This window comes from Paenibacillus sp. 10L310 (assembly GCF_056395745.1).
Genome location: NZ_JBFTKC010000001.1, coordinates 1109444 through 1123161, shown reverse-complemented (window position 1 = coordinate 1123161; position 13718 = coordinate 1109444). Strand labels below are relative to the sequence as shown.

Genomic DNA, 13718 nt, shown 5'->3' with positions numbered 1-13718 from the left:
AACCAATCAAAATGATGTACTCGACGGCAAAACAAAAACCGATCTACACAGCTACCTCAGGGTTTGCGGTGTAGATCGGTTTTTTTGTATTTTCATCGGGATTCAGGTTCCGATACTGTTTATTTCGATTTCGTCCAGACAAAAAAACAATCCGCGTGCAGCCTCATGGCTGCTGCGGATTGTCTATCCATCCTTTGATCGTATATCCCATGTACATCACGGTCTCTCTTGCGAGAAAAGGAAACTTGCTGCGCCAGGTTCGATAAGCCGTAGTTCGTGTCGGAGAGGGTACAGCATCCATGCCCAGTCCGGCAGCCAGCTTCATGGCCCGTTTCATATGTAATGGATCACTCACAATCGTATAGGTTTGATAACCGGCTTGTTCACCAATTGGAATTGAATTGACCAGATTCTCCTCGGTAATTCTGGATTTGGTCTCGATGCGAATGTCCGCAGGATCTACTCCATGTGCGATGGCATACTTCTGACCCACTTCAGCTTCCGTATGTTCTCCATCATCACCTGATCCACCTGTGAAAAGCAGATTACGAACGGTACCCTGACGGTATAATTCAATCCCGTGTTCAATACGTTCGCGAAATACAGGTGAAGGGTTATCCCCCGCCACGGCTGCGCCCAGAATGATTGCTGCGTCCGATATCCTGAATGAATCCTCATCCGTATATGCAGATATACGGATTGCTGTAACCACAGTCCACAGGATTCCAACCAATACTACAGCCAGAGCCGTCATTAATATCCAGCGTTTCGTTATCCGTTTGCTTGTCATTCATCCTCTTCCAAAGCCCTTGCTTGCATACTCTCGGTATGCATACGCTCCAGCGTTTGCAGAGCTGCTGCGGATTCGGCATCCAGACCAAGCTCTGCAATCCAGGCACCCGTATATTGCTGAAGACGGATCTCCAACTCCTGTGCACGGTCTTTGAAATCCTCCAATTCCTTAATCATACGTGATCGTCCTTCCGGACTGAATGTCTCATGGATTCGTTCCTTGAAATAATGATGTACAATACGGTTACGTTGCTGCCATAATTCATTCAACTGGCGAGTTTCTTCCTCAGAGAATGTAAAATGATGGCGCACTTCGTGAATGAGCTGCCCCAGTGAACTGCTCATCTTTCGTTCGTACAGATCTTCCAGATCCTCTTCAGACACGGCTTTGCCCTGAGACATTTTCATTAATAAAATCAGATTGACCAGCTGCTGTTCAAGCGCCTGCCCGTAGTACACTGCCAATCCGTAATAGGCAAACAATTCCCTGGAGTGTTCGCTGTCCAGCATGTCACCATTCTGGATATCTGTATTTTGCATATGCGAGCGCCCCCTTCAACCGTACAATGTTAACCATTCCATGTCCCTCTATCCTAACCAAACCAAGAGCAACATTCAAGTTATCGGGAAGCGCGTCTTCTAACTCCGCAGATCTCTTCTTCCGGACAGCCACACATGGATGATTAGTAACCCTAATGCATAGAGCTCAGTCCACAGCATAACCGAAACAAAAGAGTCCATCTTTGATTCATCAAATAACATCATCTCACGAACCAGATAAAAGGCTGGTGGAAGAATGCGGCCAAGCCATTCTAACGATTCAGGCAAACGTTCACTTAAGGAACCTTGGATAAACGATAGTAATAATACAATAATGAGAGCAGGCATACTTCGACTAAGCAAGGGAATGTACGATTTTTGAAAAAATACACTGATGCCTAATCCCAGCAGTGATAACCCCAAATGTCCTAACCAAGTCATCATCCACTCCTCACCTGTGGGTTGTCTCTCGAACATCCCAGCGAACACGGGATACAGCACAGTGATTGCGGTGAGCATGAATTGCATTATCCAGGCACAGATGAGTTGACTTAATACAACTTTACACCTGCTTCCTGTATGAAGGACAAGTAATTGATACTGCTTTGCAGGTTCGGTATTCATCACCATTACTCCGAGCCAAGCAGCTGCCAGAAATAACAGCATAGCCGTAACACTGTAACTGTCCGCAATAGGGTTGGGTTTGTAGGAATAGATCAGCAGCATGGCGATGATATAAAAGATAACCGGTGCAAAATATTTCTGTGAGCGAATGTGATGCCTTAACAAATATCGGGTCAGATAGATCATTTGACTTCTCCCCCCGCATCATCCATGGAAGAGCTTAAGTCCACAGATTCTGTGACACCTTCACGACTCGCATGTACAGCTGGATGTTGTCCTTCCAGCAGACTTTCCATATGTAATTGACTTTCTTCCTGTTGTACAGACACAACCGAACCTCCGGAAGCCAGAATCATTCTGAGGACATCATCTGTTGATTGTTGAACTACTTTCCAATCCCACAACCAAACATTGGATATCCCTGAGCTTGTATTACGAACTAAAGACAGCACTCCCGGTTGTTGTACAATAGATAGATCGTTAACCAGATCCTCTCCAGCTTTCGTCAGACTTTGAATACGTACAACGGGTTCGCCAGCTTGAAGTATATCTTCACGACTCCAGTAGCGGAGCACGCTGCCTTTCTTCAACACAATCACATGGTCTGCCAAACGTTCAATTAGCAACGGTTCATGACAAGCTGTAACGATGGATGTCCCTTCATTCTTCCATTGCCCCAATAAGGATACAATGCCCTCTTGAGCTGGAATATCCAAGCCTGATAAAGGTTCATCCAGCAGCAAAAGTCCACCCGGTCCAGGTAACAGGGCCTGAATCAAATTTACTTTTTGCAATGTGCCCTTGGATAATAAGGGTAACTTCTGATCGATCGCGGTATCGAGATATAAAAGTTCACTAAGTTCTCTAATCCGCCCACGCAGTATTTCGGGGCGAATGCCCCGAATCCGTCCCATGTCCCACAAGTACTCTCCAGAAGTAAAGGGTAAACGTGGCAGGCCATCTACTGCATACCCATCAGAACCCTTCATTGTGCGCTGGATCGATCCTGTATCGGGTAACAAAATACCTGCCAACATACGTAGCAACGTACTTTTGCCAGAACCGTTTCTGCCAATAAGTACAGCACATTCTCCCTGCTTCACTTCCAGATTAATTTCATCAAGTACTTGAGCATTACCTAATCGCTTGCTCACTCGTTGAAGCAACATACCTCGACCTAATGAGTCTGGTACATCTTGATTGGCTTTCTTGAAAAGTCCACGTTTACTCCATATCACCTGGGATCACATCCGCTCTGGAGCTTGCACACCTAGCAAATGTAAACTGTACGCGAGGCGTTCGGCAGTCCGTTTGGCCAATGCCACTCGGAAGGATCTTACATCAGATGACGCATCCGCAATCCGTTCTGCGTGATAGAAACGGTTGAATGCTTGAGCGACATCTATAGTATATTTGGCAATGACCGAAGGCTCATTCCGATGAATCGCTTTTTCCAAATACTCGGGATAATCACCAAGCAGTTTCAGCAATGCCCATGAGGTATCTCCGATAGGGGATAGAGTGGTTACTGTGTTATTCTCACCTTCCGCAAGGTTGGGTTTAGTCAAAGGGTTTTCATTTTCCACGCGGATCGCCTCTTCTGCCTTGGCAAGCACACTTTGAATCCTGGCATGGGTATACTGCACATAAGGTCCGGTCTCTCCTTCAAAACTCACCGCATCCTCCAAGGAGAAATCCACATCGTTTAACCGATTATTACGCAGATCACCGAAGACAATGGCCCCTACACCGACCGCCTCAGCCACCTTCTGAGGGTTCTCCAGATTCGGGTTTTTCTCCTGAATAATTTGCAAAGCACGAGCAACTGCCTCATCCAACACTTCCTGCAAAAAGACGACTTTACCGCGGCGGGTAGACATTTTCCGTCCCTCAAAACGCATTAATCCAAACGGGATATGTTCACACTTCGCAGACCATTCATGACCCATCCGGGATAGGACCGCAAATACCTGCCGGAAATGTAACTTCTGCTCGCCTCCGACCACGTATAACAACCGATCTGCCTTCATCACCCCATGACGATAAACTGCCGTAGCCAAATCCCGAGTAGGATAGATTGTTGTTCCATCTTTTTTGATAATCAGGCATGGGGGCATGTTCTCATCTTCCAGACGTACCACGAGTGCACCATCACTCTCTTCAAGTAAACCTTTTGCCTTCAGTTCTTCAACCACTGCGCCCATCTTGTCATTGTAAAAGCTTTCTCCCAGCGTATGGTCGAACTGTACATTCAGGCGTTCATACATCCGGTTGAATTCCTTCATGCTCACTTCCACAAAGAACGCCCATAACCGCTGTGCTTCATCATCCCCTTGCTCCAGCTTGCGGAACCACTCGCGTGCCTCAATCTCCAGAGAAGGATCGTTCTCCGCCTCATCGTGGAAGCGCACATACAGTTCCAGGGACGTACGGATCGGGTCTGCCTGCAACGCTTCATCATTGCCCCACCGTTTGTACGCTGCGATCTGCTTGCCAAACTGGGTTCCCCAGTCTCCCAAGTGATTCACACTTACGGAGGTATAACCCGCTTCGTTATACAGCCGATACAGTGCTGCACCGATTACAGTAGAACGCAAATGTCCAATTCCGAAGGGTTTTGCGATGTTAGGGGAAGACATATCAATTACAACACGTGAACCTTGACCAAGCTGAAGCTTACCAAATGCCGCATTCCCCAGTTCTTTCAGCAGATTCGGCGCGAGCTTCTCCCGATTGAAACGGATATTTACATACGGCCCGGCGGGAGTCGCTTCAATTCCAGATGCCTGCAATCCCGTTGCGAGCTCGGTCGCAATGACTGCCGGTGCTTTTTTTAATGACTTCGCTAATACAAAACAAGGGAATGCTGCATCACCCATCTCCGCCTGTGGTGGGACTTCCAGTAATCTCAGAACCTCTTCTTCATTCAAACCCGTTAAAGGGGTAATATCGGCCGCAGCCTGCTTCATCAACATGTCAAACACTCCTTATCCATTCATTATTGGCTGAAATTAAACACAAAAAAGCTCTCGTCTCTAAATAAGAGACGAGAGCTGAATTAACAGTTCCCGCGGTACCACTCTAGGTGAACAGGCTACTCCTAATATGCATCAACATGCATACCAGTAAAACTGTTCCGCTCGATGCGTATAACGGTCGCAAGCCGGGTTACCCTCAGACAGATATGGTCTATCCCAATCGGGATACGCACATCTTTTCGGATAACCATCTCACGGGTGCGGTTCACTCAGGTCATGTCATACCGGCTTCCACCTCTCCCGGCTCGCTGTCATGTATGGATCTGGCTACTCTCCCGATCATTGATATTCTTCAATTCAATTCATTGCCATCATTATACATACCACGATCAGACTTGGCAACCTGCATTAAAAATCCCCTACTGAAAGGCAACACATAGGCACATCGTCTCAGATGCTTGTGTTCACTGCCTTCCCTTAGGGGACAACGGTCATTATCGGTTTAGTTATATATTCCAGTGAAATAATATTTACGCTACTGCTGCCATCAACCGGCAAGCTTCTGCACATCTGCGGCAAGCCTCTGCACATGCTTGGCAGTGATCATGGTGGTGTTTGCCACACTCAGCGGCGCAAGCTTCACAAGCTTTCACACACAATTCGCATATTTCAGCAATGAAATCACTTCCACGTGTCATCGCTTGTGCAGCAAAACTGCAGATCTCCGCACATTCCCGATTCAAACGAATGCAATCACGCAACATCGCCAGATCATATTCTTTCAGACTCGATATGTAACATACGTTGCATGCATTCATGCACTCCAGGCAAGCATCGATACATTGTTGATATTGTTGTTGTGTCATTTAAAGTTACCTCCCAGGCATAGTTTGCTATGCATCTTAATACCCAGTTCGGAGGAATATTGAATCATCTAACCTACTTTATCGCTTCCAATTCCAGTAATTGGTCACGAATGACAGTTTGGTCAAAATGTTCACCTATAAACACAGCAACATTAGGGACATCTCCCTGAGGTGTGATCTTCATGTAATCCGATTCACGGTAGGCATACTGGAACCAGAAACGGCTCGCCGTGTCACTAAACGATAAAATACCTTTCGCTCGATACACGTCTCGTGGCAAAGCAGATACAAATTGTTCAAATGCTTCGCTGTTCACCGGATGACTGAAATAATGCGTATACACCATGACATGTTCGTGTGATGCATGAGGAGCGGAATGCTCGTGACTGTGGGCATGGACATGCCTATGGGATGCGTCAGTATTCGTATCATCGCCTTGGAGTGTATGATCTGTATGTTCATGACCATGATTGCAGCCATGTGTACCACAGGCTTCCGTATGCACATGATGCTCTTGGTGAGCTGGCTTGTCTGCTTCAGAAGCTGAATCACGTACATGCACGTCTGCCCCGCTGCGAAGCAACAGATCCATCTCTACCTCACATTTCACCGTAGGAATTACAGGGGCGAAGCCATTCCATTTTGCCAAAAGCTGCTCCAGATCCTGCAGTTCCTGTGCACTCACCCGATCCGTTTTGTTCAAGAGAAGCACAGACGCACAACGAATCTGCTCCTGCATTAGCTTGAAGGTCTGCCCCTTCTGCTCCTGATACAGACCAGACAGATGTGCTGCATCCACAACAGTAATGAGACTTTTCAGTTCCAGTCGCATGTAGAGTGAGGTCTCCGTTACCGCATCCAGAATCTCCATTGGATTCGCCGCACCGGTGGCTTCAATGATGATCACATCCGGTGATTCCTCTTGAACGAGATCAGCAAGTTGCAATCCCAAGTCACCACGTACGGTACAACAGATGCATCCACCTAACATCTCAGTCATTGGAACGGTGGAATCCACAATCTGACCATCCAGATTAACTTCGCCTAACTCATTCATAACCACTGCGGGACGCAAACCCTGCTGTTGCCAATGTTCGATCAACTGAACAAGCAGTGTTGTTTTGCCACTCCCCAAAAAACCTGACAGTATATATACAGGTATGGATTGTTCTTTTAAAATCGTTTCATTCATGCGTATACACCTCTCTGATTGTCCTTCTTGTAACCTGATCTATCTATATCTAGCGAGTGTACACCATCCCGCATTCGTTGTGCAATAACGTTCAACTCTCCCACAGTACATTGCCTGATTCTACCGGATGGTCTATGCTATGAGGACATGTTGATTGAAGGAGGAAGTTTCATGACTAATTCAGTGGAACAACATCGCCAGGAAGCCCCTGACAGGGTATCGTGCATGATTGTTACAGTGTCTGACACACGAACTAAAGACACCGATACCAGTGGCCAGCTCATGCACCAGCTTTTGAATGAAGCGGGTTATCAGATTGTTGAATACATCATCACACCAGATGAAACGGAGAACATTCGAAGCATCCTGCAAGATGCAGCTGTTCGTGATGATATTGAAGCCGTGCTACTGAGCGGCGGTACAGGGATTGCACCCCGAGATACAACTTATGAAGCAGTATCCTCACTACTCGACAAGGAACTCCCGGGCTTTGGTGAGATCTTCCGTTTTCTCAGTTACACTGAAGATATCGGTTCCGCTGCCATCCTGAGCAGAGCCGTCGCTGGAACGATTGGACGCACAGCCGTATTCTCCATGCCGGGTTCCAAAGGAGCTGTCAAATTGGCCATGGAAAAACTCATTCTGCCCGAGTTGCGGCATGTCATGCGTGAAATATATAAACCCGTCTGAAAGATCAGACGGGTTTTTCGGGTTTATTTTCAGCTGTACGGTAAGGATTGAAAGTTTTCTGTGCTCCCATCTTCTCTTACCTTAGTTGCCCCAACACATGTTGGAACACCTGCATAACATCCTGTTCATACTTGTCCTTTTCCCCACCGGAAGCTGTATAAACGAGTGAGACGTACCCTTTGCTACGAATCGTTGTCCGGCCAAGCGCATTCTCCAAGACAGCCTCATCACGATTCTCACTATACATTTGTTTCATGCTGGCCGCCCGGGTTGTCGCATCACTGAAAATATGGACTTTCACGATGTGTCTGCCACTTCCATTCAACAAATACATATAAGAGATCCCGCCATGGTCGTCATCGGCAGACATGTTATTCATAAGTTGAATGCCTTTTGCTTCAAAACTCTTACTGATCTCACTCACCAATTCACCGTTTAATCCGTGTCCTTGACTCTGTGCCCGCACATTTCCTTCATCTGTCGCTTCGCGGGTGTAGACCTTCCGCTCCTGTTCAATGGATGATGCCGAACAAGCCACCAGGGACCAGACACTCGTGATCAACACGCCACTTACAAGTACCGACTTCATTGTTCTTCCAACCAGACTTCGGCCTTTTCTACCAAACCACATGCCAATCCTTCCTTTCCAGCCACGTGTACTGTGACCCAATCAGGTAGAATTAGCATGTCTAAGGACTTAGAATCTTATGCGGATGGCAGATCTGATATTGTATTGACCACCGTACGACCTACTGCACCACCTTGGAGTATCGTCTCTAGCGTATGAGACAATTGATCTAGAGAAATCTCCCGGATTCCCAGTTCCAGTGCGCGCTCCGGTTTCCATTCTCCCCCGAGCAGTTTCCACAATCGTTCCCGACGTTCCATCGGACAATATACAGAGTCTATACCAATAAGCTGGATGCCACGCAAAATAAACGGAAGTACCGTGGATTCAAAAGCTGTGCCTCCAGTTAACCCGGATACCGCTACCGCACCTCCGTATTGAATCTGTTTTAATCGCTCCGCAAGAGCCGGTCCTCCTGTTGGATCAACAACTCCCGCCCATAGCTGTTTCCCCATCGCTCCTTTAGCTGGAGTATCAGCTTCTTCACGAGTAATGACCTCTGAGGCTCCCAAGTTTCTAAGCAATGGCTCCTCCTGCTCCTTCTTGCCTGTGCTGGCTGTTACTTCAAAGCCAAGCTTCGCCAGAATCGCTACTGCCATACTGCCAACACCACCCGTTGCACCCGTAACCAGAACCTTGCCCATCTCCGGTGTCACTCCAGCCTGTAACAGCGCATCTACCGAAAGTGCAGCCGTAAATCCTGCGGTTCCAATTGCCATGGCCTCTTTCTCACTGAGACCTGGTGGCAGAGGTACCAGCCATTCACTGCGCAGACGCGCATACTCGCTGTACCCTCCGTAATGGGATACGCCAGGTTCAAATCCTGTACTGATCACCCGATCTCCTGGTGCAAAACGTCCACTTACCGACTCTTCTACCGTTCCGGCCAGATCAATTCCCGGTACCATCGGGTACTCACGAACGACACCGCCTTTGTCAAGGGTAGCGAGTCCGTCTTTATAATTGACACTGGAATACTGCACCTGTACCGTTACATCTCCATTTGGCAGATCTTCCTTCTTCAATTGCTCTATAGCAGCTTTCACTCCGCCCTGTTCTTCTTTACGGACAACATATGCGTTAAAATGGTTTTTCATCTATAGCCACTCCTCTTTTGGATTTTATATATTTTTCCATTAAGCACATGAATTGTTCGCATTCAGGCTTAACGGCTCCGTTTACCTATGGAATCCTTCAAATATTGATGATCAAACTCTGTCTCTCCTGAGCGTCAACAGATAGATTAGTGGACCCACAATAGGGATGATGCCTGCCGCGGTCCAAGCTGCTGAACGTCGACTCACTTTAGTATCCCTGTATATCGCAATCATGGAAAGTAAGGTCAGCAGTACAAAATCAATCGTCATGATATGTACAAAGGCAGATTGATTGAATGCTTCCATATATACAGCCGGATGACCTTGCGTCACGGCATAGAATGTTGCCCCCCAGCGTTAACAGCAGAAGGACGACATGCGTCAGTTTGTGGGCTGCTACCCGTCCAATTCCCGCCTCCCGCTGATGACCAAAATGTAAGTTTGCGTAACCCGAAGCTCTATTTGCGGATGATGACCATGCATAATAGGGAAGCAGGGCAAAAGCACCCAGTCCGAAAGAAAGTATGACAAAAGGCCAAGCCGGTACACGGCCACCTCGTTCTTTCACAGATGTTCTTAACAGCATACAGACATAAACTGCCGGGAAAATACCTAACCACGAAAATACCGTAAGTAACCAAGGCTCTTTGCTTTGCAGGGTGATCAGTTCTTTGAATATCGGATCACTTCCAGGTGACTGCCCTGGTGCCAACAACACTGCATAGGCAATAAAAGCGATCCAGACCAGTCCTAATATCCATCTCATGTCTGCACCTCCTCTTACTTTCATCCCCTACAGCTGCGGGATTGAAACAATGCGATGCAGAATTTGGCGTCTCGTGCGCTTTCCCGAGAAATAATTACTGCTTTTCCCCTACAACCTCTTGAATTGGGCATGACTATTTCCAGTATAGCCTGCTACCTTGGCAGTCTGTCCATGAGATTTCTTACATCACTGGTCCACCTCATCGGGATCATATAAGAATAACGTCTATCAACTATCGACGTACTTTCACAGAAGACAGAACGCGTATAGCGGAAATTTTGCTTGCAATCATCGAATCGTTCAACTCCGCTAAGAACGTATACATTCTATAGGCAGCAAAAAGGCATAAGCCAGTATACCTCACTGGTTATGCCTCTCTGTAATTCTTATGTGTGAATTATTCCTCTGTGGATTTCACATGTTCCGCAATGAGCTTCTGCTTCATATTCCATGCCGCAGGGCTGATGTTCACACGGTAGATCTCCGGGTTGAGCTTCCGTTGGTATTCAGGCCAGAAGAGGTTCATCTGTTCCCGGTGATACGCACGAATCTCATCCAGATTAGGCAGTTCATACACTTTACGTCCATTCACAAAGATTGGCTCCAGCATATTGACCGCTTCGTAGCGGGTAACCGTCTTTTTCAGGTAAGGGTGTAGCGGGTTGAACAGCTTGAGCGGTCCGCCCTGTAGCGGCTGCTCTTCCTCTGGATAGCAGATATAATCTGCAATCGCTTTGCCATGTTTCGGATCAATGATCCGGAACACTTCCTTTTTACCTGGAGTGGACACCTTTTCAGGATTGGCAGATATTTTGATCGTAGGCAACATGGCACCGTCCACTTCACGCTCCACCAATTTGTACACTCCACCCAAAGATGGCTGGTCAGAAGCGGTAATCAACTGTGTACCAACACCCCATGTATCAATCCGTGCTCCTTGAGCCTTCAGGTTGAAAATCGTATTTTCATCCAAATCATTGGATGCTACAATTTTCACATAATCCAGCCCAGCCTCATCCAACATCTGACGTGCCTGAATCGACAAGTACGCTAGGTCACCACTGTCGAGACGAATCGCATTCATCTTTTTGCCTTGGCTCTCCAACTTCTTGGCTGTTTTGATGGCGTGAGGTACTCCACTGTTCAATGTGTCAAAGGTATCAACCAACAGTGTAACCTGATCAGGCAACACTTTGGCATACACGTCAAAGGCCTCCTGTTCGCTCATAAAGCTCTGTACCCAGGAATGGGCATGTGTACCTGCTGTTGGGATCCCAAAGCGCTCTCCGGCCAGCATATTAGACGTTGCATCGAAGCCTGCTACATACGAGGCACGTGCGCCCCAGATGGCAGCATCCGCTTCCTGCGCACGCCGTGTGCCGAATTCGAGCAACGTATCCTGTTGTGCTACCTGTTTGATCCGCGAAGCCTTGGTTGCAATCAACGTCTGATAATTCATGAAGTTAAGTATCGCCGTCTCCACCAATTGAGTCTCCATAATGGAGCCTTCTACCCGAATGAGCGGTTCGTCAGGGAAAACAATTGCACCCTCCTTCATGGAATGAATCGTCCCCTGAAATGAAAACTGGAGCAACTCTTCCAGAAAGACCGGATCGTAATTTTCCTCTTGTTTGGATAAAAATTTGATGTCGTCCATCGTAAACCGAAGCTGGCTGATATAGTTCACAATACGTTCCAATCCGGCAAATACCGCATATCCGTTACCAAAAGGAAGTTTACGGAAATAGGCTTCAAATACCGCCTTCCGCTTGTGAGTACCATTCACCCAATGGGCGTACATCATATTGATCTGATATTTATCCGTATGTAAAGCCAGGCTAGTTGTCTGCATTTGTCTCATCCTCTCTGACTTCCGCTCGTGCCCCCAGATTTCATCTGTGAACACGGGTTAACATATGGAGACTCATTCTTCATGATTCTGTTCATCCGTATTAAACAAACAAGTCTCCCGTAAAAAACTCTATACACCATTCACCACATTCATCCGGTTCCTAACATGGAGTCAACCAAACATGACTATGGAGTAAATTAAGCCAAGACTGTCTCGCTCGCCTTAACCACCGAAGCACCAAGGCTGGAACGAAAATGTCCAAGTGCCCACTCATGCCCTGCCGGATTGAAGCTGGCAACGGCATCTTCGTATACCGTAATATGAAAACCTTTATTGTAAGCGTCCACTGCGGTATGCAATATGCAAATATCCGTGCATACCCCAATCAGTGCAATATCCGTAATACCACGTGCACGCAGTCTGAGTTCCAGATCGGTCCCACAGAATGCACTATATCTCGTCTTATCCATCCACTGTATATCTGTTTTCCGTTCTTCCATCACTTGGGCAAGACGACCATATAACTGTCTTCCCTCCGTATTTCTGATGTTATGAGGTGGGAAAAGTACAGTCTCCGGGTGATACGGATCATTCTCTTCGTGTAGATCCACAGCCATGATTACCTCATGTTTGTTCTTACAATAGGCCTCGGTTACAGCTGCAATCGTCTCTTCGATCTCTACTGCTGGCTGACCTACAGGCAAAGAACCTGTCACAAAATCCTTCGTAAAATCAATGACAATCAGTGCTTTCATCGTCAACACTCCCTTAGCCCAGAAATGGTTGATCCTGATTCAATCAGATTGACACATCTACACCTTATTACGTGTAGATGGACAGGCGTGGTACGAGTTCTGTAAAACGATATAACTGCGCCGGACGCTGCGAGTACTGGTTGGAACTCACCAGGTTCCCCTCTTCATCTCTTACTTCTTCCACAATGCCTTTACGGCTGCGGGTTGACGTAATCTTGCGAATGAAGTTTGGTTCTTCAAAATCCGGTACAACACTTTGAATAACCTGATATAATTCACTTAATGTAAAATCACGTGGCAGGAACTGACGAGCAATCGTCGTTTCCAGCATCTGCTGTTGAATACGTCGATAAGCATCTTCAATGATTGTTCTGTGATCAAAGGCCAGTTCCAGTTCTTGCAGCGCCTCCTGAATCGTGAACAACCCAACATCCTCAGCATCATCTGCCGCTTGGCGTTGATCCAGCATCCATTCTTCTACAAGCGCGAAAAATGCGTGTGAGATAATCCAGCCCCTCGGGTCACGACCCGGCTGACTGTATACATTCAAGTATTCCAGATGTCCACCGTCTACACCTGTCTCTTCCATCAACTCACGCTTAGCTGCACCGTAGATGGATTCATTCTCCTGACAAAATCCACCGGGTAATGCCCATCTGCCTGCAAAAGGCCAGCCTTTGCGCTTGATCAGCATCACTTTCAGTTCCCGAATGGGAAGTGTCTTCGTCACCGTCTTGCGCTCCCGCTTGGTTAAGGTGAACATAACGATATCCGCAGGAACACCATCGGGGGTACGATATTTTTGGGAACTATAAGCACGTGCTGCTTGTTCGTCGCTCTCTGCATTGAAGTGTTCGTAGTTTTCGCTCATGGGCACCACCGACTATTTTCATTTTGATAATTTCATTATGACATAATAATATCTTTTGTCAACCGCA

The 13718-nt window shown here is 47.1% G+C and carries 15 protein-coding genes and 1 other annotated feature; of the genes, 1 reads left to right on the top strand and 14 read right to left on the bottom strand.

Features of this window, described 5'->3' with window-relative positions:
• Nucleotides 1-163: 163 nt before the first annotated feature.
• The 7 genes from AC1DE7_RS05365 to AC1DE7_RS05335 all read right to left on the bottom strand — a co-directional run bounded on the left by AC1DE7_RS05365 (nucleotide 164) and on the right by AC1DE7_RS05335 (nucleotide 6992).
• A complete protein-coding gene (locus tag AC1DE7_RS05365) occupies nucleotides 164-790 on the bottom strand; it encodes a YdcF family protein (protein ID WP_477533855.1) in 627 nt (208 codons plus the stop codon).
• Complete coding sequence (locus AC1DE7_RS05360; RefSeq protein ID WP_053061520.1) at nucleotides 787-1332, bottom strand: hypothetical protein; 546 nt, start codon at nucleotides 1330-1332, stop codon at nucleotides 787-789. The genes AC1DE7_RS05365 and AC1DE7_RS05360 overlap by 4 nt, the downstream gene beginning before the upstream one ends.
• Nucleotides 1333-1431: 99 nt before the next feature.
• The gene (locus AC1DE7_RS05355) at nucleotides 1432-2142 is read right to left on the bottom strand and encodes a hypothetical protein (RefSeq protein ID WP_477533854.1); all 711 of its coding nucleotides are present in this window, start codon (nucleotides 2140-2142) and stop codon (nucleotides 1432-1434) included.
• Nucleotides 2139-3194 (bottom strand): ATP-binding cassette domain-containing protein, encoded by a 1056-nt coding sequence (locus tag AC1DE7_RS05350; protein WP_477533853.1) that lies wholly within the window; start codon nucleotides 3192-3194, stop codon nucleotides 2139-2141. Before AC1DE7_RS05350 ends, AC1DE7_RS05355 begins: the two co-directional genes overlap by 4 nt.
• 6 nt (nucleotides 3195-3200) lie before the next feature.
• Nucleotides 3201-4931: an arginine--tRNA ligase gene (argS, locus tag AC1DE7_RS05345; RefSeq protein WP_282321832.1), complete on the bottom strand. Its 1731-nt coding sequence runs from the start codon at nucleotides 4929-4931 to the stop codon at nucleotides 3201-3203.
• Nucleotides 4932-4995: 64 nt separating this feature from the next.
• Nucleotides 4996-5286: a binding site (T-box leader), on the bottom strand.
• A gap of 178 nt (nucleotides 5287-5464) precedes the next feature.
• Nucleotides 5465-5800 carry a four-helix bundle copper-binding protein gene (locus tag AC1DE7_RS05340; RefSeq protein WP_036609230.1) on the bottom strand — a complete coding sequence of 112 codons (336 nt, stop codon included), beginning with the start codon at nucleotides 5798-5800 and terminating at the stop codon, nucleotides 5465-5467.
• Between the two features lie 73 nt (nucleotides 5801-5873).
• On the bottom strand, nucleotides 5874-6992 hold the full coding sequence (locus AC1DE7_RS05335) for a CobW family GTP-binding protein (RefSeq protein WP_315371007.1): 1119 nt from the start codon (nucleotides 6990-6992) through the stop codon (nucleotides 5874-5876).
• Between the two features lie 171 nt (nucleotides 6993-7163).
• Between AC1DE7_RS05335 and AC1DE7_RS05330 the strand changes: the two genes are divergently transcribed.
• Nucleotides 7164-7682 (top strand): MogA/MoaB family molybdenum cofactor biosynthesis protein, encoded by a 519-nt coding sequence (locus AC1DE7_RS05330; RefSeq protein ID WP_076318539.1) that lies wholly within the window; start codon nucleotides 7164-7166, stop codon nucleotides 7680-7682.
• Between the two features lie 76 nt (nucleotides 7683-7758).
• On the opposite strand, the gene AC1DE7_RS05325 is transcribed toward AC1DE7_RS05330, so the two are convergent.
• From AC1DE7_RS05325 to AC1DE7_RS05295, 7 genes are all read right to left on the bottom strand, one after another.
• Nucleotides 7759-8313 carry a hypothetical protein gene (locus AC1DE7_RS05325; RefSeq protein ID WP_127543722.1) on the bottom strand — a complete coding sequence of 185 codons (555 nt, stop codon included), beginning with the start codon at nucleotides 8311-8313 and terminating at the stop codon, nucleotides 7759-7761.
• A gap of 74 nt (nucleotides 8314-8387) precedes the next feature.
• A complete protein-coding gene (locus tag AC1DE7_RS05320; protein ID WP_127543724.1) occupies nucleotides 8388-9407 on the bottom strand; it encodes an oxidoreductase in 1020 nt (339 codons plus the stop codon).
• 111 nt (nucleotides 9408-9518) lie between these two features.
• Nucleotides 9519-9677, bottom strand: coding sequence for a PLDc N-terminal domain-containing protein (locus tag AC1DE7_RS05315; protein WP_477533852.1), 159 nt, complete (start codon nucleotides 9675-9677; stop codon nucleotides 9519-9521).
• The gene (locus tag AC1DE7_RS05310; protein ID WP_477533851.1) at nucleotides 9667-10173 is read right to left on the bottom strand and encodes a hypothetical protein; all 507 of its coding nucleotides are present in this window, start codon (nucleotides 10171-10173) and stop codon (nucleotides 9667-9669) included. Before AC1DE7_RS05310 ends, AC1DE7_RS05315 begins: the two co-directional genes overlap by 11 nt.
• A gap of 397 nt (nucleotides 10174-10570) precedes the next feature.
• The gene (locus AC1DE7_RS05305) at nucleotides 10571-12025 is read right to left on the bottom strand and encodes a nicotinate phosphoribosyltransferase (RefSeq protein WP_036609243.1); all 1455 of its coding nucleotides are present in this window, start codon (nucleotides 12023-12025) and stop codon (nucleotides 10571-10573) included.
• 197 nt (nucleotides 12026-12222) lie between these two features.
• Entirely contained in the window at nucleotides 12223-12780 is a 558-nt protein-coding gene (locus AC1DE7_RS05300; protein ID WP_036609245.1) for a cysteine hydrolase family protein, read from the bottom strand.
• Between the two features lie 67 nt (nucleotides 12781-12847).
• A complete protein-coding gene (locus AC1DE7_RS05295; RefSeq protein WP_036609248.1) occupies nucleotides 12848-13651 on the bottom strand; it encodes an NUDIX hydrolase in 804 nt (267 codons plus the stop codon).
• Between the last annotated feature and the right edge of the window lie 67 nt (nucleotides 13652-13718).

Excerpts from the sequence above, each read along its gene's own strand:
- AC1DE7_RS05365 (WP_477533855.1), bottom strand. The coding sequence starts at position 790 with ATGACAAGCAAACGGATAACGAAACGCTGGATATTAATGACGGCTCTG.
- AC1DE7_RS05360 (WP_053061520.1), bottom strand. The coding sequence starts at position 1,332 with ATGCAAAATACAGATATCCAGAATGGTGACATGCTGGACAGCGAACAC.
- AC1DE7_RS05355 (WP_477533854.1), bottom strand. The coding sequence starts at position 2,142 with ATGATCTATCTGACCCGATATTTGTTAAGGCATCACATTCGCTCACAG.
- argS (WP_282321832.1), bottom strand. The coding sequence starts at position 4,931 with ATGTTGATGAAGCAGGCTGCGGCCGATATTACCCCTTTAACGGGTTTG.
- AC1DE7_RS05340 (WP_036609230.1), bottom strand. The coding sequence starts at position 5,800 with ATGACACAACAACAATATCAACAATGTATCGATGCTTGCCTGGAGTGC.
- AC1DE7_RS05335 (WP_315371007.1), bottom strand. The coding sequence starts at position 6,992 with ATGAATGAAACGATTTTAAAAGAACAATCCATACCTGTATATATACTG.
- AC1DE7_RS05330 (WP_076318539.1), top strand. The coding sequence starts at position 7,164 with ATGACTAATTCAGTGGAACAACATCGCCAGGAAGCCCCTGACAGGGTA.
- AC1DE7_RS05325 (WP_127543722.1), bottom strand. The coding sequence starts at position 8,313 with ATGTGGTTTGGTAGAAAAGGCCGAAGTCTGGTTGGAAGAACAATGAAG.
- AC1DE7_RS05320 (WP_127543724.1), bottom strand. The coding sequence starts at position 9,407 with ATGAAAAACCATTTTAACGCATATGTTGTCCGTAAAGAAGAACAGGGC.
- AC1DE7_RS05315 (WP_477533852.1), bottom strand. The coding sequence starts at position 9,677 with ATGACGATTGATTTTGTACTGCTGACCTTACTTTCCATGATTGCGATA.
- AC1DE7_RS05310 (WP_477533851.1), bottom strand. The coding sequence starts at position 10,173 with ATGAGATGGATATTAGGACTGGTCTGGATCGCTTTTATTGCCTATGCA.
- AC1DE7_RS05305 (WP_036609243.1), bottom strand. The coding sequence starts at position 12,025 with ATGCAGACAACTAGCCTGGCTTTACATACGGATAAATATCAGATCAAT.
- AC1DE7_RS05300 (WP_036609245.1), bottom strand. The coding sequence starts at position 12,780 with ATGAAAGCACTGATTGTCATTGATTTTACGAAGGATTTTGTGACAGGT.
- AC1DE7_RS05295 (WP_036609248.1), bottom strand. The coding sequence starts at position 13,651 with ATGAGCGAAAACTACGAACACTTCAATGCAGAGAGCGACGAACAAGCA.